The following is a 25,105-nucleotide window of genomic DNA, read 5'->3' on the forward strand; positions in this document are numbered from 1 at the left end:
GATGAAGATTTGCTATATTCTATAGAGAATATGGAGCAATAGTTTATATAAGGTAAATTTTTGACAATATAAAGTATAAAATTAGGTAAAAATGTCCATAATATCACTAAGGAATTAATATGTTCAAGTATTACCAAAGATGCTTTTCGGTGTTACTTATAATAACTTCATTTACTCTTTGGTATGGAAAGGAGTGATATTATGAGATTTAGCAAATCATTTAGTAAATCAGATTATTTTATAATCTTTGCTTTAAGTGTTATTTTACTTTTTGCTATTAGTTTTAATATAGCTATGAAATTTACAAATAAAAAAATTAGTAAATCTAATGAAAATGTAGAGGTTTTATCAAGTAATAGTGAATCTGAAGAAAAGCTTTCAGAAAACTCTAAGGTTATATTAAAGCTTCGGAAGAATGATAGTGAAATTAATAAGTTTGAAGTTTCTTATCAAGAGCTAAAAAAATTAATATCTGGAGAAATAACTTTAAATAAAGTTAAAGAGTATTATGGAAAAAACAATTTTCAATACGTAGAAGAAAAAAATAATAAAATAGTATTTGTAAAAAATACTTCTTATATTCCAGGTAAGTATTATATAGGTGTTACAGATCAAGAATTTGTAGCAGTATTTAAGTGTGATAATTATGGTAATCTTTTAATTGAGAAACCGGAAGAGGATATAATAAATAGAACTTTAGAAACTCTACCGGAAGGTGTTCAAGAAAGCCTTAAGGAATTTAAGTATGAATATGGAAATAAGGAAGAGGCTTTAGATGAATTAATGGCTATTTGTTCATAGCCTCAATAAACCCTTAGCATTATATGCTAAGGGTTTATTGTTGAATTATTCCTTTACCGATGGTAAAGTATTATATGATAGATATAATTAAGGAGGAAGGTTTATGTATGAATACATAAAAGGGGAATATAAAGGCTTTTATAAGGATTATGTAGTTATTGAGAACAATGGAATAGGATATAAAATATTTGTCCCCGGTAGTACATTAACTAAGCTTCCTAAAATAGATGAAGAGGTATTATTATATACATATCAAATGGTTAGAGAAGATTTTATCGGTCTTTATGGCTTTAGTTCTAGAGATGAACTGGAGATGTTCCTATTATTAATAAATATTAATGGGGTGGGAGCTAAGGCTGCGCTGTCCATTCAATCTATTTTAGATGTGGAAACTTTGCAATATTCTATTGCTACTGGAGATGAGAAAGCTTTGTGCAGAGCTCCAGGAGTAGGAAAAAAGATCGCCCAAAGAATTATATTAGAACTTCAGGATAAAATGAAAAAGCTATGTGTAATTAACGAAGAGGGCATATGTGTAGATAGCAAAGAGCAAAATTCATCATTTAGTGATGCGTTGGAAGCTTTGATTTCCTTAGGATACTCTGAAAAAGAAGCGGTAGCGGTGCTAAAAAATATTGATGTAACTGCTTCTCTTGAAACCGTAATAAAAGATGCTTTAAGACAACTAATGAATTGAAAGGATTTTGATAATGGAGGAAAGAATTCTATCATCAATGGCTTTTATAGAAGAGAGTAATTCTGAATATAGCTTGCGACCTCAAAGTCTTGATGAATATATAGGTCAAAGAAAAGTAGTGGATAAGCTTAAAGTTTTTATAAAGGCAGCTCAGGAGAGAAATGAAGCTTTAGATCACGTGCTTTTATATGGACCACCAGGTTTAGGTAAAACTACCCTGGCAAATATTATAGCTAAGGAAATGGGGGGCAATTTAAAAGTAACCTCAGGACCAGCTATTGAAAGAGCAGGTGATTTAGCTGCTATATTAACTAATTTAAATAGTAAGGATGTTTTATTTATAGACGAAATTCATAGACTAAATAGAAGTGTAGAGGAAATTTTATATCCAGCCATGGAGGATTATGCTCTAGATATAGTAATTGGGAAGGGCGCAGCAGCTAAATCCATCCGTTTGGATTTGCCTAACTTTACACTAATAGGCGCTACTACTAGGGTGGGGTTACTAACTTCTCCCTTAAGGGATAGGTTTGGAGTTTTGTGCGCCATGGAATACTATAGTAGCGAGGAATTGAAGGAAATAGTTGTTAGATCTGCAGCGGTGCTCGGTTGTGAAATTACTGATGAAAGTGCCTTTGAGATTGCTAGAAGGTCAAGAGGAACCCCTAGAATAGCAAATAGACTCTTAAAGAGGGTTAGGGATTATTCTCAAGTAAAGGGAGAAAATATAATTAATCTAAAAGATGCAAAAGAAGCCTTAGAGTTATTGGAAGTAGATGAAGAAGGCTTTGACAGGGTAGATAACCGCATATTAGAGGCTATTATAGATAATTTTTCTGGTGGACCAGTAGGTATAGAAACCTTATCCTATTTTATTGGTGAAGAGTTGGACACTATTGAGGATGTATATGAGCCTTATTTACTTCAAAAGGGCTTTATTATACGAACTCCAAGAGGTAGGGTAGCAACGGATAAGGCTTATAAACATACAAAACGAAGTAGAATTAAAGATAATATAGAACAATTACCTTTGTTTGACAAGGAATAATTACTAAAGAGGTGTTAGATGTGAAAGTAGAGGATTTTTATTTTGATTTACCAAAGGAATTAATTGCTCAACATCCTTTGAAAAAAAGAGATGAATCAAGGCTTATGGTTTTGGACAAAAATACTGGAGAAATAGAAGAAACAGTATTTAAAAATATTATCCAGTATTTGAAGGAAGGGGATTGTCTAGTACTTAATGATACAAGAGTAATGCCAGCTAGATTGATTGGTGAAAAAGCTGGTTCAGGAGGTAAAATAGAATTTCTTCTTCTGAAAAGAATAGAAGGAGATAAGTGGGAAAGTCTTGTTAAGCCTGGAAAAAGAGCAAAGATTGGTACTGAATTTGTTTTTGGTGATGGAAAGCTTAAGGCTAAAGTAGTGGATATATTAGAAGAAGGTAATAGAATAATTGAGTTTTATTATGATGGTATTTTTGAGGAAGTATTGGATGAATTAGGCCAAATGCCCCTTCCTCCATATATAACTGAAAAACTAGAGGATAAGGAAAGATATCAAACGGTATATTCTAAGAATCCCGGTTCTGCAGCAGCACCTACTGCAGGTTTACATTTCACTAAGGAACTATTAGAGCGCATTGAAAAGAAGGGTGTTCAAATAGCTTATGTCACACTACATGTAGGCTTAGGTACCTTTAGGCCTGTGAAGGTAGATACCATTGAAGAACATAAAATGCATTCAGAGTTTTACATTTTAGATGAAGAAAACTGTAATAAAATAAATAATGCCAAAAGAAATGGTGGAAGAGTTATTGCTGTAGGAACCACTTCCTGCAGAACCTTAGAAAGTGTAGCAGACAACGATGGATACCTAACTGCTAAAAGTGGATGGACGGATATTTTTATATATCCAGGCTATAAATTTAAAATAGTGGATTCCTTGATAACTAATTTTCATTTACCTGAATCTACTTTGATTATGTTGGTAAGCGCCTTAGCTGGCAAAGATAATATAATGAGGGCATACAATAAGGCTATAGAAGAGAGATTTAGATTCTTTAGCTTTGGAGATGCTATGTTTATAAAATAAAGCTATTAAGTAAAAATACATTCATTAACAAAGGATGTGATTTGTATGTTTAAAATATTAAAAAAAGAAGGAAAGGCAAAAAGAGGAACCTTTACGACGGTACATGGTACTATTCAAACACCAGTATTTATGAATGTAGGTACCCTTGCAGCAATTAAAGGGGCTGTATCTTCTATGGATCTAAAGGAAATAGGCTGTCAGGTGGAGCTTTCAAACACTTATCACTTACATCTACGACCGGGAGATGAAGTGGTTCATAAGTTGGGAGGACTTCATAAATTTATGAATTGGGATAGACCAATACTTACAGATTCCGGTGGTTTCCAAGTGTTTTCTCTAGCTGGTATTAGAAAGATAGAAGAAGAAGGGGTATATTTTAATTCTCATATCGATGGGAAAAGAATTTTCATGGGCCCTGAGGAAAGCATGAGAATTCAAAGCAATTTAGCTTCAACCATTGCTATGGCTTTTGATGAATGTATTCCTAATCCATCTCCTAGAGATTATGTGGAAAGGTCTGTAGAAAGAACTACCCGATGGTTACATAGATGCATAGACGAAATGAATCGATTAAACTCTCTTGACACTACCATCAATAAAAAGCAGATGCTTTTTGGTATAAATCAAGGTGGAGTTTACGAGGATATAAGAATAGCCCATGCAAAGGAAATAGCAAAATTAAATCTTGACGGTTATGCTATTGGTGGCCTAGCGGTAGGAGAAACTCATGAGGAAATGTATAGAATTATAGATGCAGTAGTGCCTAATTTACCGGAAGATAAGCCGGTATACCTAATGGGGGTAGGAACTCCTATTAATATTTTAGAAGGGGTTGCCAGAGGTGTGGACTTTTTTGACTGTGTACTGCCAGCACGAAACGGTAGACATGGCCATGTATTTACCCAATTTGGAAAGATAAATCTTATGAATGCAAAATACGAGCTGGATTCAAAACCTATAGATGAAGGCTGTGAATGTCCAGCCTGTCGACACTATAGTAGAGCTTATATAAGACATCTATTTAAAGCTAAGGAAATGTTAGCTATGCGCTTATGTGTACTACATAATTTATATTTTTATAATAAATTGATGGAAGACATAAGAAAGGCCATAGAGAATGATGAATTTTATAAATTTAAGGATAAAATGGTTGAACAATTTAGCCAAAAGGGCTAGAATTAATTAGATAAAAATTTTATATTAAGGAGGATGAAACAATGGGAGGAGATTTAGGAGCATTGATTCTATCAGTAGTGTTAATGCTTGCTATGTTTTATCTCTTGGTCTTTATTCCTGAAAATAGAAGGAAGAAAAAATATAACGCAATGATTAATTCATTGAAGCTAAATGATGAAATAATGACTAAGGGTGGTATAATTGGTAAAATCACTAGTATAGAAGAGGATTACATATTGCTTCAAACTGGCCCAGATAGAGCTAGAATTAAGCTTTCAAAGCAAGGAATTTCTCATGTAATTAATGAAAGTAAGATAGAAAGCAAAACAGAAGAAAAAAACGAGAATAAAAAAGTTAAGAAATAAGTTTATACTAGTACTAAAACACCTTCCATCTACATAGATAATTATTAGATAGGAGGTGTTTATTCATGGAGCAAAGAGCTTTCTTTACAAAGGTTTCCATGGGGGTTTTTAGAGCTGTTTTAATAACTATTGTATTGCTTGTAGTATTTAGTATTATTATGACTTTTAAAGAGGTAAGCACTCAATTTATTTCTGTATATTATGTAGTTGCTACCTGTCTTAGTGTTGTATATGGAGCTATTTATTCAGCAAGAAAAAATAATAGGAATGGTTGGCTTGTAGGTATATTAGTAGCTGTTTTGTACATGTCACTAATATACATATTATCTGCCTTGCTTTTTAAGAACTTTTCTTTTGGAACTACAGAGTTGTTAAGATTGTTAATAGCTATTTTAGTAGGGGCTTTATCAGGTATGCTTGGTATTAATATATAGAAATACTTTATTTAAACAAGTTTATGTGTTATAATGTAATTGAAGTGTTTTTTGGAATGGAGGGCTAGAAGGTGAAACATATAAGAACAGTGAATAAAGCAAGTTTAAAAAATAGTTTAGCAAAGCCTGGTTGCAAAGAATGTACTAATTCCTGTCAGTCAGCTTGCAAGACTTCTTGCACCGTTGCTAATTTAGCATGTGAAAACTAGAATCATGAGACGGCAGTAACAATAGAAGGGATTTAACTCCCTTTGGTTACTGCTTATTTCATGTGCAACCTTTTTGTTGCACATTTTATTTGTTCATAAATAGTTTTTGTAAGCAATATTATACAATGCTATATACATTATTTTGTTAGGAGGATGTAACTTTGGCTCTAATACATAAGTTTATTCAAGGAGAAGACTACTATGTAGTGGACGTAAATTCAGGATGCGTTCATATAGTAGACGAGCTTATTTATGATATTTTAGATGAAGATAATATACCAAATAAAGAGGAAACTATAAAAAAACTCAGTGATAAATACAAGAAGGAAGAGCTTGAAGAAGCCTTTGCTGAATTACAACATCTTATAGATGAAGAAATGCTTTATTCAGGTGATAGATACGAAGATATAGCATTAAATGATAAATCAAAGTCTTTCATTAAAGCTATGTGTCTTAATATAGCTCATGACTGTAATTTAAAGTGTAAATATTGCTTTGCAGAAGAAGGGGAATACAAGGGACGTAGAATGTTAATGAGTCCTGAAGTTGGTAAAAAAGCAGTAGACTTTGTAATAAAAAATTCAGGTCCTAGAAAAAATATAGAAATAGACCTTTTTGGTGGAGAACCTTTGTTAGCCTTTGATACCATTAAGGAAATCGTTGAATATGCAAAGGAGCAGGAAAAGATATACAATAAAAATATAAGATTCACTATGACCACCAATGCTACTTTATTAACAGATGAAATAATGGAATATATAGATAAAAATATGGGGAATATAGTATTGTCTATAGATGGAAGAAAGGAAGTAAACGATAAGGTCAGAGTTAGATATGATGGTAGCGGTAGTTATGATAGCATACTTCCTAAAATAAAGAAGATGGTGGAACGTCGTGATAAGAACAAGCAATACTATGCTAGAGGAACCTTTACTAGAAATAACACAGATTTCTATAAGGATGTAATTGCTTTAGCTAATGAAGGCTTTAAGGAGATTTCTATTGAACCAGTAGTTTTACCAGATAATGATCCCCTTTCATTGAGAGAAGAGGATTTGGAAGTAATCTTTGATTCTTATGATAAACTAGTAGCAGATATGAAAGAAAGAATAGGCACAGATAAAGAATTTAAATTCTATCATTTTGCCATAGATTTAAATGGTGGACCTTGTGTATATAAAAGAATAAGTGGATGTGGAGCAGGACATGAATATGTGGCTGTAACTCCAGAAGGAGATATTTATCCATGCCACCAATTTGTAGGAAACCAAGATTTTAAGTTAGGTAATCTTTTCCAAGAGGGCTTTAATGAAGAATTATCTCATGAATTTAAGACTGCTCACATATATAATAAACCAAATTGCAGAGGTTGTTGGGCAAGATTCTACTGCAGTGGAGGATGTCAAGCTAATAATTATAACTTTAATAAGGATATCCATATACCCTATGAGCTAGGATGTAAGATAACAAAGAAACGTTTGGAATGTGCTATTGCACTCAAATGTGCTTATGAAGAAAAACAATACAATTAACAGTTATTGACTAAAAATTTCTTGAGTAATATAATTAATCCTATGAAGCGTTCAGAGGGGGAGAAAGATGAAGATAAAAAAGAAGAGAACAAAAGCAACTAGTGTTGTAATCTTTATCATTTGTGTTTTATTAATAGGATCCTTTGCTGTTTTAGGTATGTTCGGTAGCCCTGATGTTGCAGGTTACAGAGTACAATCCTTTGGCGAGGTTTTAAAAAGAGGTTTGGATTTACAAGGTGGTGTTAGCATATTATTAGAAGCAACGTCACAATCCAGCGATGAAAATGCCGTTGATAGAACAATGGTTGTACTTGAAGAGAGAATTAATAACTTAGGGGTTTCAGAAACCGTTATCGCTAAGGAAGGTAATAACAGAATCAGAGTAGAGATCCCTGGACAGTATGATTCAAATGAAATGGTTGAAATGCTAAGTAAAGCAGGAGAGCTTGTCTTTGAAGCGGAAGACGGAACAGTAGTTATAACTGGATCTGATGTTAAGGATGCATCAGTAATGATGGATAGTTTGAATCAACCAGTAGTAAGTCTTCAATTAAATGATTCAGGTAAGCAGAAATTCGCAGATGCCACAGAAAAATATATTGGAAAAATCATATCAATTAAAATGGATGATGAAGTAGTTTCTGCTCCAGTGGTTCAGGCTCATATAACAAATGGAGAAGCAAGTATTACTGGTATGAGCTCCTATGAAGAAGCTGAAAAGTTAGCAAGTATTATTAAGTCTGGTGCATTACCAGTTACCTTAAAAAATGTTGAAACTAATACAGTAGGACCAACAATTGGTGACGCCGCTATACCACAAAGTTTAAAGGCAGGAGCTGTAGGAATTATCTTAGTATTCTTATTTATGCTTATTTTCTATAGAGTACCAGGTTTGTTAGCAGATTTAGCTTTAACTGTTTTCATTTTATTGGTATTGTTAGCCTTTGTTGTATTTGGCGTAGTATTAACTTTACCAGGTATAGCAGGCTTGATATTAACAATAGGTATAGCTGTAGACGCCAATGTTTTGATTTTTGAAAGAATTAAGGAAGAATTGAAAAAGGGGAAATCTGTAAAGTCTTCTATAGATGCAGGCTTTAATAGGGCTATGAGCTCAATTATAGACTCTAACATAACTACAATTATTGCAGCTATCGCTTTATTTAGCATAGGTACCGGTGGTGTTAAAGGTTTTGCTTTAACCCTAACCATAGGTGTAGTTATCAGTATGTTCACTGCAATAACTGTAACAAAGACTTTAATAAATATGGCCTATAATGCCGGGTTCTTAAATAAAACATCATACTTCGGAGTAAAGAGGGGGTAATGCACATGCTGAAAGTTGTTGAAAAAACAAAGCTATGGTTCGGAATTTCTCTTACTCTGATAGCCATAGGGTTAATATTTTTTATATTAAATAAGGGATTAAATACAGGTGTAGACTTTAGTGGTGGAACTGTAGTTAGAATAGAGCTAGGAGAAGCAAGTAAAACTGCAGATAAGGCAGAAATAGATAACATAATAAATAAATATTCAACAGGAACTCCATCAAGAACAGTAAATGAAACTCAGATAGAAATACAATCTAATCAATTAGATAATGAAAAAGCAACAGAGTTATTTAATGAAATAAAAGAAAAATATAGTTTAGATGATACTGCCTTAGTAGATGTAAAGCATATAGATGCATCTATTGGAAAAGAGACAACACGTAATGCTCTTGTAGCTCTTTTAGTAGCAGCATTATTTATGCTGATATACATAAGATTCAGATTTAAAGATCTTAAATTTGGATTAGCTGCCATCATTGCTCTTATACATGATGTACTTATAACAATAAGCTTATATGCAGTCCTTCGTATATCAGTTAATGCATCTTTCATTGCTGCAATATTAACCATAGTTGGTTATTCCATTAATGATACTATAGTTATATTTGATAGAATAAGAGAAAATTCCAAAAAACTTAGAGGAAAAACTGTTGCTGAGATAGCTGATATAAGTATAAATGAATCAATGAGGAGATCTATTAATACCTCATTAACTACCTTGTTAACTATCACAGCGGTGTATATTTTTGTCCCCTCTGTTAGAGAGTTTTCTCTTCCTATAATTGCAGGAGTGATAGCTGGTACATATTCTTCAATATTCATAGCAAGTCCTTTATGGGTAATATTTAAGAATATAAGTAAAAAGAAAAAGGTGGCTACTGCATAATAGTATGAAAAGGCACCTTCAGAGAAGCCTATTTGAGGTTTCTCTTTTTTTCTTCGAAAATAAATTGTCAAAAACCCAATTATCTTATATAATAATAGTGTTTTCTATAATTATTGGAGGGTTAATTATGTCTAGGTTTTTGGAGGCTTTTAATTATCCTAACTTTTTATCTACATATAATCCCTTTTTTTTGAAGGATATGAGTAAAGCGTTGGAAAGGACAGTTAAAGCTATTAATGAAAGAGAGAAAATTGTCATATACGGAGCCTGCAATGCCGATGCTATCTGCGGAGTCTCTTTGATTTTTTTGCTTTTTAAATATTTAAATGCAGATGTGGAGTATTATATCCAAGATAGTAAAGAGGAAACATTAGTTACTGACACTATCAAGAATCATATAAACTTTTTAGGAGCTAAGCTTGTAATTACTGTTGGATGCGATGTGCAGTCTCCTTCTCAATTGGAACTTTGTAATGGTATGGGTATAGATATAGTGGTTTTAAATAATAGTAATGATATTCAAGATACAAAGACTATAACCATTAATCCAAACCAAAAGGATTGTTTATATAAATTTAAAGAACTGTCCAATAGTGGTTTAAGCTATAAGCTAGCACAAGCCCTCTCTATGTATTACGAAATGAAGTATGCTGCAAAATATAGAGACTTGGTATTAATAGGTACATTAGCTTCCGAAAAGCCTATTATAGATGAAAATGAAATTTTCGTAGTGGATGGTCTTAAGCAAATTAGTAAGACTAGAAATTATGGTATCAAGGCCCTGCTGAAAGTGCATAATATAGATGGAATATCAGTAGAAAGTGTATATAAACTGGCAAGGAGTATAACACCCACTACTAATGTTATTGGTAAAATGGACAATGCGAAAATTGCAGTGGAATTATTTACCACCAATGACGGATATAGAGCTGAGCAAATAGCTAAATATTTAATCAAGGAAGTTTGTAAGTTTGATAATGAACTAATTGCTTATTAGTAAGGTTTATTTTATAGTTTCCTTTACAGAAACATAACTTTACTATATATAAATATAATTTTGGGGGAATAAGAATGGATTTGAAAAGTAAAATAAGAGTTATTGAAGGGTTTCCAAAGGAAGGTATTAGTTTTAAAGATGTTACTACCTTAATACAAGATGCTGAAGGATTAAAATATGCAATCGATGCAATAGTTGAAGACTTAAAGGATAAAAATATCGATTTAATTGTAGGTCCAGAGGCTAGAGGTTTTATATTTGGTGTTCCAGTGGCTTATGCTCTCGGTGTAGGTTTTGTTCCTGTAAGAAAAAATGGAAAATTACCTTATGACACTGTAAAGATTGAATACGATTTGGAATATGGTAGTGATTGTCTAGAAATACACAAGGATTCTATAAAGCCAGGACAGAGAGTAGCTGTAGTAGATGATCTCTTGGCTACTGGCGGTACTATTGAATCTGTAGCAAAATTAGTTGAGTTAGCTGGTGGAGAAGTAGCAGCCATGGAATTTGTAATAGAGTTGACAGAATTAAAAGGAAGAGATAAACTTCAGAAATACAATATAAATTCACTTGTTCAATATGATGTTTAAAAATAATTGAAAAAAAGTACTCATTATTATATAATAGAAAAAAATGATGGCTGGTTGACTAACCAGCCATTGACTTTAAAGGAAAGTTTATAACAGAGGAGAGTAACCTTATGCTGCAGAAATTATTAGATATTGTTGATAAAAATTGTGCAAATGCGAATATGGAGATCATTGAAAAAGCGTATAATTTTGCCAATGAAGCCCATAAGGAACAAAAAAGAGAATCCGGGGAACCTTATGTTACTCATCCTACAGAAGTTGCTTGTATTTTAGCTGAAATGGGCATGGACAGTAATACTATAGCAGCAGGGCTGCTCCATGATGTTGTTGAAGATACTCAATATACCTACGAAGATGTAAAAAGAGAATTTAACGTTGAGGTAGCAGATCTTGTTGAAGGAGTTACTAAGCTTAGTAAAATACAATATAAGAGTAAAGAGGAACAGAAGGCTGATAATGTTAGAAAAATGTTATTGGCTATGACAAAAGACATCAGGGTAATTATAATTAAATTAGCAGACAGACTTCATAATATGAGAACTTTAAAATATAGATCTGTAGAAAAACAAAAGGAAACCGCGAAGGAAACCTTTGATATATATGCACCTTTAGCCCATAGACTTGGAATATCAAAAATAAAATGGGAACTAGAGGATTTGGCTTTTAGATATATAAATCCAGCAGAATATTATGATTTGGTGAAAAAAGTTGCAGAAAAAAGAGTAGAAAGAGAAGCTTATATTAGATCAATTGTAGAGCAGTTACAAGAAAATCTAATTAAATCTAATATTAGAGCTGAAATAGATGGTAGACCAAAGCATTTCTATAGCATTTATCGAAAAATGGTGAATAAAAACAAAACCATCGATCAAATATTTGACCTGACCGCAGTAAGAATTTTGGTAGAAACTATTAGGGATTGCTATGCAGCTCTAGGTATAGTTCATACTATGTATAAGCCTATACCTGGAAGATTCAAAGATTATATAGCTATGCCTAAACCTAACATGTACCAATCACTTCATTCCACAGTTATAGGCCCTCAGGGTAAACCCTTTGAAATTCAGATAAGAACTTTTGAAATGCATAAAACAGCAGAATATGGTATAGCAGCCCATTGGAAGTATAAAGAAAAGGGCAGCGTGATGAATGAAAGCGATATTGATAAGAGATTGTCCTGGCTTAGGGATATGTTGGAATGGCAGAGGGAAACTTCCGATGCAGAGGAATTCATGGAAGCCTTTAAAATTGATCTCTTCTCTGATGAAATATTTGTTTTTACCCCTAAGGGTGCAGTAATAGATTTACCTGCGGAAGCTACACCTATAGATTTTGCTTATAAAATACATACAGATATAGGGAATCGTTGTATTGGTGCAAAGGTAAATGGAAAGATGGTACCTTTGGATTATCCTTTAAAAACAGGACAAATAGTAGAAGTATTAACTTCCACTGCTCCAAAAGGTCCTAATATGGATTGGCTAAATATTGCTAAGAGCAATCAAGCTAAAAGCAAAATAAGAGCTTGGTTTAAAAGAGCTAAAAGAGATGAAAATATTAGTAAGGGTAAAGAACTTCTAGAAAAGGATGCTAAGAGACAGGGTTTTAATTTTGGTGAAGTTGCCAAAGGTGAAGCTCTTGAAAAATTGCTTAAGAAATATCATTTTAATGCTATTGATGATATATACGCTGCCGTTGGTATGGGAGGACTAATAGCAGCTAATGTAGTTACAATGCTAAAGGAAGCCTATAAAGAAGAAAAGCAAGGGACAGTAGATAATGTTACCGCATTAAGAAATATCGAAGAGCAAATTGCAAAGTCTTCTAAGACCCGTAAGAAAACTAATGATTATGGCATCACCGTTAAAGGGCTTTCAAATGTTTTGGTTAGATTTGCAAAATGCTGCAATCCTGTACCTGGTGACCCTATAATTGGTTATATTACAAAGGGAAGAGGAGTGTCAATTCATAGAAAGGATTGCAAAAATGCAGAAATCCTTTTACAGGATACAGATAATAAGATAGTTGAAGTAAGCTGGACTGGAAGCAAATCTAACGGATATATTGCGGAGATACAAATTAGAGCTGAAGATAGGGATGGTATCTTATCTGATATAATGATGCTAATAACAGATTGTAAAATTCACCTCCATGCTTTGAACGCAAAAACTTCAAAGGGTGGATATGCTATAATAAATATCAAGTTAAAGATTATAGATATAGAAGAGTTAAAAGATTTGATGAAAAAACTTAGAAGATTAGATGGAGTGGTAGAAGTATTCAGAACGAGAAGTTAGAGGTGAGAAAATGAGAGCAGTAGTTCAGAGAGTGACCAGTAGCAACGTAAAAGTTGGTGGAGCTATTGTTGGTGAAATAGGAAAAGGTATTATGGTTCTCATAGGTATATCTAAAGATGATACTATGGAAGATATAATATATACAAAAGATAAATTAATTAATTTAAGAATTTTTGAGGATAGTGAGGGAAAAATGAATCTTTCACTAAAAGATATAGGTGGAGAACTTTTAATAGTATCTCAATTTACTCTTTATGGAGACTGTCGAAAGGGCAGAAGACCTAATTTTATGGAAGCACTCTCTGGGGAAGAAGCAAATAAATTGTATGAAGCTTTTGTAGAGGAGTGCAAGAAAGAAGAGCTTACAGTACAAACGGGAGTTTTTGGTGCCAATATGGAAGTAAATATAGTTAATGATGGTCCCGTTACTCTTCTTATAGATAGTAAAAAGAATTTTTAGGAGGGTTATATGAAAGTATTAAGAATTCCAGCAGGTCCTCTTGAAACTAATTGCTATATTGTTATTGACGAAGATTCAAAGGAAACAGCCATAATTGATCCCGGTGGAGATGAGGAGAGATTAACTGCTGCCTTAGAAGAAAATCAGGCAAAGCCTAAATACATTTTACTAACCCATGGTCACTTTGATCATACCGGAGCAGTAGTAGCTTTGAAAAATAAGTATAAGGTACCGGTATATGTGACAAAAGAAGATTATGACTTAATACATTTTAATAATAATGAATTATTTTATATGGAAGACTATGATGGATCTTTGAAGGATTTTATTACAGAAGATACTGTATTTGAACTTGGAAGAAATAAAATAACTTGCATTAAAACTCCAGGACATACACCAGGAGGAGTTTGTTTTTATGTAGATGGTATGCTGTTTAGTGGTGATACTTTATTTTATAGGAGTATTGGCCGAACAGATTTTTATGGTGGAGATTATAGAACACTTGTAAATAGTATAAAAACCAAATTAATGGTATTACCTAATAATACTACAGTGTTGCCAGGTCATGGTGAAGAAACTACTATCGGTGAAGAAGAACAATATAATCCTTTTTTTTAACTGATTAACGGAGAGATAAAATGAGCATAAATTTAAGCATAAATAATGATAAGTATAAATATGATGTTTTTCAGATTGTTAAGATCTTTTATCCTTATGAGGATGTGAAATATACAGAGGACTCTATAGACTATTCAATAACAATTAATGATGAAAGTATTATTATTGAGGGTAAAGAAGATAGTTATAACTATAACATTAAGGAAAAATACTCCATAAAAGAGAATATAAAATTGGCCCTATATAATTTTTTTGCACAAAAAACCGGTGTTACTCATCCCTGGGGGACCTTAATAGGCATTAGGCCGACAAAAATTGCTGCAAAGTTAATTAAAAATGAATATGAATTATGTGATGTAATCCATTATTATAAGGAGCATTATCAAACTTCGGAGGAAAAGGCAAAATTATGTTATGAAGTGGCAAAAAACCAAGAAGAATATCTTCATAACGATAAAAGAAATATTAGTGTATATATTGGAATGCCATTTTGTCCTACTAGATGTGCCTATTGTTCTTTTGCAGCAAATGGAATTAATGGTAAAGAAAAATTAGTAGAGGCCTATTTAGAAGCACTAAATAAAGAGATATGGGCAATGTCAAAGTATATAAGAGAAAATAAGTTATCTATAGAAACTGTTTATTTTGGAGGAGGTACGCCTACCTCCGTTAATAATGTTCAATTCTCCTATATTATGAAAAATATATATGAAGCCTTTGTGAAGGATTTTAAAGTTAAAGAGTTTACAGTAGAAGCAGGAAGACCGGATAGTATAACAGAAGAAAAACTATTAACAATGAAGCAGTATAAGGTTACAAGAATAAGTATAAATCCTCAGAGTATGAATGATAAAACTCTAAAAGCCATAGGCAGAATTCACACAGTGGATAGCATTAAAGAAAAATATAATTTGGCTAGAAGCTTAGGCTTTGATAATATTAATATGGATATTATAGTGGGGCTACCAGGTGAAGGTATTGAGGAAATAGAAAATACTTGCAAGGAAATAGAAAAGCTAAAACCGGAAAGTCTTACTGTTCATGGAATGTCTATAAAGCGTGCATCTAAGCTTCATGAAGCCTTAGTAAATAATGAATATTCAAATAAGCTTGAAATAGAAGAACTTAACAAAATGTTTAATCATACAAGAAAAACCGCTGATGAACTAGGTATGATTCCCTATTATCTTTATAGACAAAAAAATATGGTAGGAAATATGGAGAATATAGGCTATACTAAAAAGGGCCTAGAATGTATTTATAACATTAAAATCATGGAAGAAAATCAAACAATTATAGCCTTAGGAGCAGATGCTGCTACTAAAGTTGTTTTCCATGAAGAAAACAGAATTGAAAGGTATGCAAATTTAAAAGATGTTGGAGAGTATGTAAAAAGAATAGATGAACTTATTAATGGAAAAATAGCTCTCCTTGATACCGCATTCAAGATTTAAGGAGGTTTAGATATGATACAGGCACAAAAGGGTACAAAAGATGTACTTCCTCAAGAGTCTTATAAGTGGCAATATGTAGAAGGAAAATTAAAGAATATTGCAGAGCAGTATGGCTGTAGGGAAATAAGAACTCCTGCCTTCGAAGCAACGGAGTTGTTTATAAGAGGGGTAGGAGAAACTACAGACGTAGTTCAAAAGGAGATGTATACTTTTGAAGACAAGGGTGGCAGAAGCATAACTCTAAAGGCAGAAGGTACAGCTCCTGCCGTTAGAGCCTTTGTAGAAAGTAGTTTATATAGTGAGGCTCAACCAACTAAATTATTTTATTTTACTCCAGTATTCCGTTATGAAAATGTTCAAAAGGGTAGATTCAGAGAACATCACCAATTTGGTATAGAAGTATTTGGAGCTCCAGCTCCATCTTTAGATGCAGAAGTAATTAGTCTTGCTATGAGAGCTGTTAGTGAGCTAGGTTTGACAAACCTAGAACTTCATATTAATAGCATAGGTTGTCCGCAATGTAGAAAGAAGTATAATGAGGCTTTGAAAGCTTATTTAAAGGAAAATTTAGATAAGCTATGTAAAACCTGCAATAGCAGATATGAAAAGAATCCTATGAGAATATTGGATTGTAAGGAAGAAAGCTGCAAGGTTATAACTAAGGAAGCACCAGTAATTTTAGATTACATATGCGATGATTGTAAGGATCATATGCAAAAACTTAAGGGATATTTAGAAGCAATGGGTATTCCTTATAAGGTAGATCCATATATAGTTAGAGGTTTAGATTATTACAGCAAAACTGTATTTGAAATTATAAATTATAATTTAACAGTATGTGGTGGAGGCCGTTATGATTATCTAATAGAGCAAATAGGAGGGCCTTCTATGCCGGCGGTAGGCTTCGGTATGGGCTTAGAACGTCTTATTATGACCTTAGAGGCAGCAGGAATAGAGATTCCTAAGCCTGATCAAATACAATTGTATATTGGTTCTATGGGAGAAAAAGCCTCCTACCAAGCATTAAAGATGGCTTTTGAATTGAGAAAAAGAGGAATAAAATGCGATTGCGATCATATGGGTAGAAGTGTAAAGGCTCAGATGAAGTACGCTAATAAATTAGGCACTAGATACTCACTTATATTAGGAGAAGATGAATTAGAGAAAAAGGTAGCCCGTTTAAAGAAAATGGAAGACGGAAGCACTACTGATATAAATATAGAGGACTATGATGCACTAGTTGAAATAATCAACGGATAATAATAGGAGGTAAAACTAGATGGCAGAAACATTAAATGGATTAAAAAGAAGCTTACTCTGCGGTGATGTTACTGAGGCAAACTTAGGTAAAAGCTTAACCGTTATGGGATGGGTTCAAAGAAAAAGAAATCTTGGAGGTCTTATATTTGTTGATTTAAGAGATAGATCAGGAATACTTCAAGTAGTATTTGGTGAGGAAATAAACAAAGTAGCCTTTGAAAAGGCTGATAATGTTAAGTCTGAATACTGTATAGCAGTAACAGGAATACTTGCAAGAAGAGAATCTGTGAATCCAAATATGAAAACTGGAGAATTTGAATTAAAGGGTGAAGAAATTAAGATACTATCAGAATCTGAAACACCACCAATATATATAAAGGAAAACCTTGATGCTGCTGAAAATATCAGAATGAAGTATAGATACTTGGACTTAAGAAGACCAGATATGCAAAACATATTTATGGTTAGACACAAATGCGCTAAGATAATCAGAGATTATCTTGATGAAAATGGCTTTTTAGAAATAGAGACACCTGTACTAACAAAGAGTACACCGGAAGGAGCAAGAGACTATCTAGTACCAAGCAGAAACTATCCGGGAATGTTTTATGCTCTTCCACAGTCACCACAGCTCTTTAAACAACTTTTAATGGTATCAGGCTTTGATAGATACTTCCAAATAACAAAGTGTTTTAGAGATGAAGACTTAAGAGCCAACAGACAGCCTGAATTTACCCAAGTAGATATGGAACTTTCCTTTGTAGATGCAGAGGATGTTATGACCTTAAATGAGGGCTTAATTAAAAGGGTATTCAAAGAAATATTAAATTACGATGTTCAAACCCCAATAAGAAGAATGCCATATAAGGAAGCTATGGAAAAGTACGGCTCAGATAAGCCTGATTTAAGATTTGGTATGGAAATAACAGATATAACAGATATAGTAAAGGATACTGACTTTGCAGTATTTAGAAATGCTATAGAAAATAAGGGATCCGTTAGAGCTATAAAGGTTGACAATGCTGCATCTATGGGAAGAAAGGATATAGATAGATTTGGTGAATTTGTTAAGACTTATAAAGCAAAGGGCTTAGCTTGGATAGCCTACAAGGAAGAGGGGGTTAAATCACCTATTAGCAAATTCCTTGGCGACGAAAAAGTTATGGAAATATTAAATGCTATGGGAGCTAAAGTAGGAGATTTAGTATTTATAGTGGCCGATACAAATAAGATAGTATTAACTGCTCTAGGTGCTTTAAGATTAGAAGTTGCTAAGAAGCTAGAAATATTAAAAGATAATAAAGAATTTAACTTTGTTTGGATAACAGAATTCCCATTAGTAACCTATGATGAAGAAGAAGGACGATATGTGGCTGAACATCACCCCTTCACTATGCCTATGGATGAAGACATTGAATACTTAGATACTGATCCATCAAAGGTTAGAGCTAAGGCTTATGACTTAGTACTTAACGGTGAAGAATTAGGCGGCGGAAGTATTAGAATTCACGATACTAAGCTTCAGGAAAAAATGTTTAATGTTTTAGGTTTTACTCAAGAAAGCGCATGGGAAAGATTTGGTTTCTTACTAGAGGCCTTCAAGTTTGGACCACCACCACACGGTGGATTAGCCTTTGGTTTTGATAGAATGATAATGTTCTTAACTAACCGTGATAACATAAAGGATGTTATAGCATTCCCTAAGAACCAAAATGCCTTTGATCCAATGACTGAAGCTCCTAATGTAGTTGATGAAAAACAGCTTACAGAGCTTGGTATAAACATAGCTGAAAATAAATAAACATATAGTAGTTTATTGAAATTGTAGCATAAGAGTGTCGCTATTTTAGCGGCACTTTTTTTATGTATCAAAAGTTTTTATTCCCCATGGTATTAATAACAGGTATAATTTATATAAATATACTTATTGATTTAAAAGTAATGAAATTATTAAAGAAGCTTAGAAAGGCTACAGTAGATAATAAGATATATTATTGGTTACGGTATTAATAAAATGGAGAAGGAGAAAATTGGAGTGTAGGGACAGATAGAGATAACTTACTCTATTAATGGTGGATTAGGATGAAGAAGATTAATTCATTACATTATTTTAATAAAACTATAAGACCCTTTGTGACCTTGCCATATTTGGCCATTGTTGAAGGGAATTCTATTATTTATAGTTTAAATGAATAACATTTTCAAAGCCTTTTCCATAAAAAATAACAAAGCTTTTTGGTACATATATAAATACTAATTGTTCATTGTCTTTGTAAGTATTAGTTTTAACCACAGACCAATTTTCTACAGAACCATGGTTCAAAACTTTGGTGTTTATACCAGGATCTGCATATGGCGTTAATTCTTTTGCGCTCTTAGGAACCCAAAAAAATACTCTAAAATGAGGTATACGATATTTATCAAATACAGCATCATAAGGAGGAAAAGCTCTTTTTTCTATAGGATTAAATACGCTTGCAATTTTATTATTGGATTCAAGTGCAAGAGTAGAACTTCTTAATATCTCGAAGCATAATAGTAATACTAAAACAAGAAAATATAAAAGTATAACAAAAAACTTGCTCTTCATTCTATACCTCCTTAGAAATAGTGTTCCTAAGGTTTGTTATTTTATACATAAGCGAAAATACTGTAACTCTATGTAATGTTTATGAAATATATCTGTAAAATTTAAAAATACTATAATAAAATAGTGAAGAAGATTATATTAAAGTAAGGAGTTAGCTATGAATTCAGTAAATATTCTTAAAGATGGTCACATTCATTCACCTTATTGTCCTCATGGTACCGACGATTCTTTTGATCTTTATGTAAATAGAGCTTTGGAAATTGGATTAAAAGAAATAAGCTTTATGGAACATATGCCTTTGCCAGGAAATTTTATGGATTCTGCATTTTTAAGTGAATGTTCTCCTACAGAGGAGGTTATTGAAGAATATTTTAAAGAACTAGATTTTATAAAAAATAAATATAAAGATAAAATTAAAATTAATATTGGTTTAGAAGTGGATTATGTAGAAGGATATGAAAAAAAGATAACTAAGTTACTTGATAAATATGGAAGTTTCTTGGAAGATTCCATCCTTTCAGTACATTTTCTTAAGGTTGAGGATGAATATTTAGCAGTGGATTTTAGTTCTGAAGAATTTGGTAGAATGGTTGAAAAACTAGGAGGAGTGGATAAGGTTTATAGCAAATACTATGAAACTTTATTAAAATCCATTAAAGCAGATTTGGGTACTTTTAAACCTAAACGTATAGGCCATCCTACTTTAGTTAGAAAGTTCAATTTGGATTTTCCATTGGAGTACAGGAATATTGATTTGATAGAAGAAATAGTAAATGAAATAAAGGCAAGAGATTATGAAATAGATTACAACACTGCTGGTTTAAGAAAGAATAGATGTGGAGAAACATATCCTTCTGGTGTATTTTTGGACTTAGCAAAGCAATATGACATTAGGATGGTATATGGATCAGATTCTCATTCCGCTTCCGATGTGGGAAAAGACTTCTGCTCTTCAATTGTAAGTTGAAGTAAACATAGTAAAATGATATAATTAATACAATATATACGGGGTATAGGTATAACGGAGGAAGATATGAAAAAGGAGAATTTAAAAAAAGATATAGTGGTAAGACTGAGAAGAATTCAAGGACAGGTAAAAGGGATTGAAAAAATGGTGTCAGGAGAAGTATGCTGTAGAGATGTCCTTGTGCAAATAGCCGCGGTTAGAGCAGCAAATAATAAGGCTGGGGCATTGCTTCTTAAGAATTTTGCAAAGAACTGCATGATTGGTGAAACTAGTGAAGATACCAGTAAAAATATGGAGAGACTTGTATCTACCTTGCTTTTATTTTTAAGAAGCGGTAATATTAAGGAAAGAAAAACTAGCTCTGAAAATTTAAAAGAAGAAATCGTTAAAAAGCTTCAAGAAATACAAGGTCAGGTAGAAGGCATAGAAAAGATGATTCAATTTGAAAGTTGTTGCCAGGATATTCTTGTTCAGTTTGCTTCAGTTAGGGAGAATATTAATGAAGTAGGGGTTTTATTAGTAGAAAATTATGCGCAAAGCTGTTTAATTACTGATGACGAGGAAGTTACAAACAAGAATATCGATGACTTAATATCCACCATGTTATCTTTTTTAAAATAAATAATGACTCCTGAATTATAAGGAGTCATTATATTTTTTTAGATAAATCATGGATTGTCTTAATATATTTATTTTTGTCAAATGCTAATTTATTTAACAGGCTGTCCAACCAGCATCTGCAACAATGGCTGCTCCATTAACGAAGCTAGAGTCATCAGAAGCAAGGAATAAAGCAACAGTTGCGATTTCATCAGCAGAACCGAATCTTGGCATGCTAGCCATACCCAGTTTAGCTCTTGCAAAGCCCATCTGACTAGGATTTGCAACTTCAATTTCTGTAGATACGCCACCGGGACAAATTGAATTACATCTTATACCTTTATCAGCATACATAAAGGCAATGTTTTTAGTTAATCCTAATAAAGCATGCTTTGAAGCAGTATATGCAGCTCCAGCTTTACATCCATTTAATCCGCCTATTGAAGCTACGTTAATTATATTTCCGCTTCCCTGGTTAACCATTAAGTTAACAGCTTTTCTGCAAGCATAGAAGGGACCGTTTAAATTTACAGACATTACCTTATTCCATAATTCATCTTCCACTTCTCCTACAGGCATCATTTCATCCATTATACCAGCATTATTCACCAGTATATCTAGTTTCCCGAATTTCTCTACAGCAAAGTCTATCATTTTTTCGTTATCTTCTTTTTTGGAAACATCTCCTTGAAAAGCTAATATTGATCCTTCATATTCTTTAGCAATTTCAACTAGTTCATCAAGTCTTTCTTTTCTTCTTGCCACTGCTACAACTGAAGCACCTTCCTTTGCAAATAGAAGAGCTATAGCTCGTCCCATACCTGCACTTGCGCCTGTAACAATAGCTACTTTACCTAAAAGCTTCATATAGATACCTCCATATTAAAATATAAATAAACCATTAAGATGGTTATTTTTTATAAAGTTTAGAGTAGAAAGATACATAATTAACTAATAATTAATATTTAATAAAATTTAATTTGGATTAATATAGACTATTTAGATTAATTTAACTATAACACATTGTTAATATTTTGTCAATACAAACGATTACAAAACAGGGTGTCAATATTGGAATTTTAATATCATGATTTGATAAAAATCAAATTATGATTAAAAAGTAAAAAAATTATAATAAAATATAGAAAATTGCTTAGAATTGTCATATAATATAATAGTTCCTGATATTCTATACATAGTTAAATATTAAAAAGCCTAGAAAAAAATACTTTATAAGGGGGATGAAACAATGATAATTAAGGACAGGGAAGGATTGTACGAAATCAAAGTTGATACTAAGAGAAACGTGGTGTATCAAATCCATAATAAAGGCTTATTTACAGCAGAAGCGGTAAAGAGACTTGATAATGACTATCGTACAAAGGTAATTCCTCTATTAGAAGGAAAGAAGTGGGCAAAAATTTGTGACCTGAGAAATTATCAAATGACAAGTAATGTTGATGAAATGAATGCTCATAATGCATACTGCATAGAACATGGGATGGTTGCAGGGGCGTTAGTGATGGATAGTGCTGTTTTAAAATTGCAAATGAGCAGATCAGGAAAAGCAGTAAATCTTGAACCTAATATATTCAGCAGTGTAGAAGAAGCTGAGAAGTGGTTAAAATCTCAGGGATTTTAATGTAAAAGGAGCATCTGAAAGGGTGTTCCTTTTTTCAAAATAATAATATTGATATGTTTTTATATGATAAAAGTAAAAAAGCAATTGATAATATGTTATTGAAAATGGATTATTTTACTAAATATTATTGGCAACAGTTGAAAAAAAACATATAATATAGCTGTAGTAGATATTTTATACATATCTAATTATTAGCAATTTAAATCAATTACATTATAAGGGGAGTGGTAGCAATTAAAAATGAGTAAGATTATATAGAATTAATATTGATATCATAAGTAATGTTGATGAGATGAGCGCTCAAAATGCCTACTGCATATAGCACATAGTAGCAGGAGCATCTGAAAAGGTGTTTCTTTTTTATTTTCTAAATTATTATTTATAATTTATAGTATGTATAACCTTTAATAATTAATCTTTATTATTTAATGACTAGTATTTTAAAGACAACATATTGGAGGATAAATTTTATGAGGATAGCTGATGGAATAGTAAGATTATTAGAGAAGAATGAAGTAAAATATATATTTGGTATACCTGCAAGCACTTTTGCAGCAATACATGATAGTTTAAATGACAGTAAAATAGAATATATTATTACTAAAAATGAAGCAGGAGCCACATATTCAGCATCAAAATATGCAGATACAAGTAATAAATTAGGGGTTTGCTTGCTTGCGGGAGGAGTAGGCGTAAACAATGGTATTAATGGAATAGCTGATGCTAATAGAAATAAAGTACCTATGCTTATCATAAGTGGTGATGTAAGACAAGCTTATTCCGGTAAAGGCGCTATACAGGAATTTGACAATGTATCAATAGGGAAAGTATTATGTAAACATTCATATAAAATTACTAAAGAAGAGGAAGTGTTTGTAGAATTACAAAAGGCTATAGATATTGCTATGACACCACCATGTGGCCCAGTTATGGTGGTAATACCAACGGACATTCCATTAGGACAGTTTGATGGCAATATTGATATAAAATCAACAATACCGGCAGCAGAATATGACGATGAAGCTTTAGATAAGGCGATAGCAGAAATAAATAAAGCTAAAAAAGGATTAATATTAGTTGGTAGGGGAGCAAAAGGTATATCTAAGGAAGTTAAGGAATTAAGTGAAAAACTTCAATGGGGTATAATATCTACACCAAATGGAAAAGGGGTTGTAAATACAGACTTCCCTTATTATATAGGAAACTATGGTTTCTGTACTGCTGACGGTGCTGTAGAGTATGTAGAAAATGAGCAGTTAGACTGTGTATTGGTTCTAGGTAGTTCTTTAGGACAAACAGCTACAAGAGATTATAAAGATGTCCTTGTTAGAGATAGAAAGGTTATAAGAATAGATTGGGATAAAAGAGAATTTAATAAGGTCTTTAAAGAGGATATATCAGTATATTATGATCTAAAAAAAGCAGTTGTGAAGATTATAGAAAATGTTTCTCCGAAGGAAACTGGTTTTGTTAAGCCTGAAATGAATAAACCTTATGTAAAAGACCATACAGGAGTATCTTTGAGATTGCTATTTGAGCAATTCCCTAAGGTGCTTCCTAAAAATAGCACTATAGTTTGTGATATGGGTGAATTTTTTAATTATGCATTTAAGTACATGCCTATTAGAGAAGATGTCATCTTCCAAACAAGTATTAACTATGCCTGCATGGGAACTGCTGTGGCAGGGGTTATGGGCTCATATTTAGCTGATAAAAGCCGAACCTATGTTACAATTGTAGGGGACGGTGCCTTCTATATGAATGGTATGGACATAATAACTGCTAAAGAGTATAATATGCCTATTATTTACTTTATTATAAATAACTCTATGATGGCTCTTGTAAAGAATGGTACTGCTGCAGTTTTTGGTAGACCTGGTGCTGGAAAATTACACTTTTTGCAGGGTAGCATTAAGCCAATTACGGAAGCGATGGGTATAGAAACGGTACAAATAACAGAAGTAAATCAAATTTATGATATAAAAGATCTTATGGTCAATAGAACCTCTCCACTTGTAGTTGAAGTAATTACTGATGGTAGTGAAGTGTTCATAGATACTGATAGAGTTAATGTTATGAAAAGCAAATAAAGGGGGAAAATT

General features: G+C 32.5%; 24 protein-coding genes and 2 pseudogenes. 24 read left to right on the forward strand and 2 right to left on the reverse strand.

Going from position 1 to position 25,105, the window contains the following annotated elements:
* Positions 1-201: 201 nt before the first annotated feature.
* The 19 genes from N3C_RS01325 (at position 202) to aspS (ending at position 19,005) form a co-directional block, all read left to right on the forward strand.
* Positions 202-801 (forward strand): hypothetical protein, encoded by a 600-nt coding sequence (locus tag N3C_RS01325; protein ID WP_074364270.1) that lies wholly within the window; start codon positions 202-204, stop codon positions 799-801.
* 103 nt (positions 802-904) lie between these two features.
* Entirely contained in the window at positions 905-1,498 is a 594-nt protein-coding gene (gene ruvA / locus N3C_RS01330; protein ID WP_074364271.1) for a Holliday junction branch migration protein RuvA, read from the forward strand.
* Between the two features lie 13 nt (positions 1,499-1,511).
* The gene (ruvB, locus tag N3C_RS01335; RefSeq protein ID WP_074364272.1) at positions 1,512-2,546 is read left to right on the forward strand and encodes a Holliday junction branch migration DNA helicase RuvB; all 1,035 of its coding nucleotides are present in this window, start codon (positions 1,512-1,514) and stop codon (positions 2,544-2,546) included.
* Between the two features lie 20 nt (positions 2,547-2,566).
* Positions 2,567-3,592 carry a tRNA preQ1(34) S-adenosylmethionine ribosyltransferase-isomerase QueA gene (gene queA / locus N3C_RS01340; protein WP_074364273.1) on the forward strand — a complete coding sequence of 342 codons (1,026 nt, stop codon included), beginning with the start codon at positions 2,567-2,569 and terminating at the stop codon, positions 3,590-3,592.
* A 45-nt stretch (positions 3,593-3,637) separates the two neighbouring features.
* Entirely contained in the window at positions 3,638-4,768 is a 1,131-nt protein-coding gene (gene tgt, locus N3C_RS01345; RefSeq protein ID WP_074364274.1) for a tRNA guanosine(34) transglycosylase Tgt, read from the forward strand.
* A gap of 41 nt (positions 4,769-4,809) precedes the next feature.
* Entirely contained in the window at positions 4,810-5,133 is a 324-nt protein-coding gene (yajC, locus tag N3C_RS01350) for a preprotein translocase subunit YajC (protein WP_074364275.1), read from the forward strand.
* Between the two features lie 65 nt (positions 5,134-5,198).
* Entirely contained in the window at positions 5,199-5,567 is a 369-nt protein-coding gene (locus N3C_RS01355) for a TIGR04086 family membrane protein (RefSeq protein ID WP_074364276.1), read from the forward strand.
* Between the two features lie 71 nt (positions 5,568-5,638).
* Complete coding sequence (scfA, locus tag N3C_RS01360; protein ID WP_074364277.1) at positions 5,639-5,776, forward strand: six-cysteine ranthipeptide SCIFF; 138 nt, start codon at positions 5,639-5,641, stop codon at positions 5,774-5,776.
* 161 nt (positions 5,777-5,937) lie between these two features.
* Complete coding sequence (gene scfB, locus N3C_RS01365; protein ID WP_074364278.1) at positions 5,938-7,308, forward strand: thioether cross-link-forming SCIFF peptide maturase; 1,371 nt, start codon at positions 5,938-5,940, stop codon at positions 7,306-7,308.
* A 67-nt stretch (positions 7,309-7,375) separates the two neighbouring features.
* Positions 7,376-8,635, forward strand: coding sequence for a protein translocase subunit SecD (gene secD / locus N3C_RS01370; protein WP_074364279.1), 1,260 nt, complete (start codon positions 7,376-7,378; stop codon positions 8,633-8,635).
* A gap of 5 nt (positions 8,636-8,640) precedes the next feature.
* Complete coding sequence (gene secF, locus N3C_RS01375) at positions 8,641-9,525, forward strand: protein translocase subunit SecF (protein WP_074364280.1); 885 nt, start codon at positions 8,641-8,643, stop codon at positions 9,523-9,525.
* A 127-nt stretch (positions 9,526-9,652) separates the two neighbouring features.
* Entirely contained in the window at positions 9,653-10,522 is an 870-nt protein-coding gene (locus tag N3C_RS01380; protein ID WP_074364281.1) for a DHH family phosphoesterase, read from the forward strand.
* A 74-nt stretch (positions 10,523-10,596) separates the two neighbouring features.
* Complete coding sequence (locus N3C_RS01385; protein ID WP_074364282.1) at positions 10,597-11,115, forward strand: adenine phosphoribosyltransferase; 519 nt, start codon at positions 10,597-10,599, stop codon at positions 11,113-11,115.
* A 110-nt stretch (positions 11,116-11,225) separates the two neighbouring features.
* The gene (locus tag N3C_RS01390) at positions 11,226-13,412 is read left to right on the forward strand and encodes a RelA/SpoT family protein (protein ID WP_074364283.1); all 2,187 of its coding nucleotides are present in this window, start codon (positions 11,226-11,228) and stop codon (positions 13,410-13,412) included.
* Positions 13,413-13,422: 10 nt separating this feature from the next.
* Positions 13,423-13,872 (forward strand): D-aminoacyl-tRNA deacylase, encoded by a 450-nt coding sequence (gene dtd, locus N3C_RS01395; RefSeq protein WP_074364284.1) that lies wholly within the window; start codon positions 13,423-13,425, stop codon positions 13,870-13,872.
* A 9-nt stretch (positions 13,873-13,881) separates the two neighbouring features.
* A complete protein-coding gene (locus tag N3C_RS01400) occupies positions 13,882-14,490 on the forward strand; it encodes an MBL fold metallo-hydrolase (protein WP_074364285.1) in 609 nt (202 codons plus the stop codon).
* A gap of 20 nt (positions 14,491-14,510) precedes the next feature.
* Positions 14,511-15,944 (forward strand): coproporphyrinogen III oxidase, encoded by a 1,434-nt coding sequence (locus tag N3C_RS01405; protein WP_074364286.1) that lies wholly within the window; start codon positions 14,511-14,513, stop codon positions 15,942-15,944.
* Positions 15,945-15,956: 12 nt separating this feature from the next.
* Positions 15,957-17,204, forward strand: coding sequence for a histidine--tRNA ligase (gene hisS, locus N3C_RS01410; RefSeq protein ID WP_074364287.1), 1,248 nt, complete (start codon positions 15,957-15,959; stop codon positions 17,202-17,204).
* 19 nt (positions 17,205-17,223) lie between these two features.
* On the forward strand, positions 17,224-19,005 hold the full coding sequence (aspS, locus tag N3C_RS01415) for an aspartate--tRNA ligase (RefSeq protein ID WP_074364288.1): 1,782 nt from the start codon (positions 17,224-17,226) through the stop codon (positions 19,003-19,005).
* 372 nt (positions 19,006-19,377) lie between these two features.
* Here aspS and N3C_RS01420 read toward each other — a convergent pair whose 3' ends face one another.
* The gene (locus tag N3C_RS01420; RefSeq protein ID WP_074364289.1) at positions 19,378-19,794 is read right to left on the reverse strand and encodes a hypothetical protein; all 417 of its coding nucleotides are present in this window, start codon (positions 19,792-19,794) and stop codon (positions 19,378-19,380) included.
* Between the two features lie 157 nt (positions 19,795-19,951).
* On the opposite strand from N3C_RS01420, the gene hisJ reads away from it, so the two are divergent.
* The 3 genes and pseudogenes from hisJ to N3C_RS15375 form a co-directional block, all read left to right on the forward strand.
* Complete coding sequence (hisJ, locus tag N3C_RS01425; RefSeq protein ID WP_074364290.1) at positions 19,952-20,761, forward strand: histidinol-phosphatase HisJ; 810 nt, start codon at positions 19,952-19,954, stop codon at positions 20,759-20,761.
* Positions 20,762-20,827: 66 nt separating this feature from the next.
* Positions 20,828-21,091: pseudogene (locus N3C_RS15230) on the forward strand (metal-sensitive transcriptional regulator); the annotation flags it as partial.
* A 27-nt stretch (positions 21,092-21,118) separates the two neighbouring features.
* Positions 21,119-21,382: pseudogene (locus tag N3C_RS15375) on the forward strand (metal-sensitive transcriptional regulator); the annotation flags it as partial.
* A gap of 93 nt (positions 21,383-21,475) precedes the next feature.
* Here N3C_RS15375 and N3C_RS01440 read toward each other — a convergent pair.
* Positions 21,476-22,228, reverse strand: a complete 753-nt coding sequence (locus N3C_RS01440) for a glucose 1-dehydrogenase (RefSeq protein WP_074364291.1) — start codon at positions 22,226-22,228, stop codon at positions 21,476-21,478.
* Positions 22,229-22,610: 382 nt separating this feature from the next.
* Between N3C_RS01440 and N3C_RS01445 the strand changes: the two genes are divergently transcribed.
* On the forward strand, positions 22,611-23,003 hold the full coding sequence (locus tag N3C_RS01445; RefSeq protein ID WP_074364292.1) for a hypothetical protein: 393 nt from the start codon (positions 22,611-22,613) through the stop codon (positions 23,001-23,003).
* Between the two features lie 470 nt (positions 23,004-23,473).
* Positions 23,474-25,093 carry a thiamine pyrophosphate-binding protein gene (locus tag N3C_RS01450; protein ID WP_074364293.1) on the forward strand — a complete coding sequence of 540 codons (1,620 nt, stop codon included), beginning with the start codon at positions 23,474-23,476 and terminating at the stop codon, positions 25,091-25,093.
* Positions 25,094-25,105 lie beyond the last annotated feature (12 nt).

The organism is Clostridium sp. N3C (genome assembly GCF_900095445.1).
Taxonomy (GTDB): Bacteria; Bacillota; Clostridia; order Clostridiales; family Clostridiaceae; genus Clostridium_AU.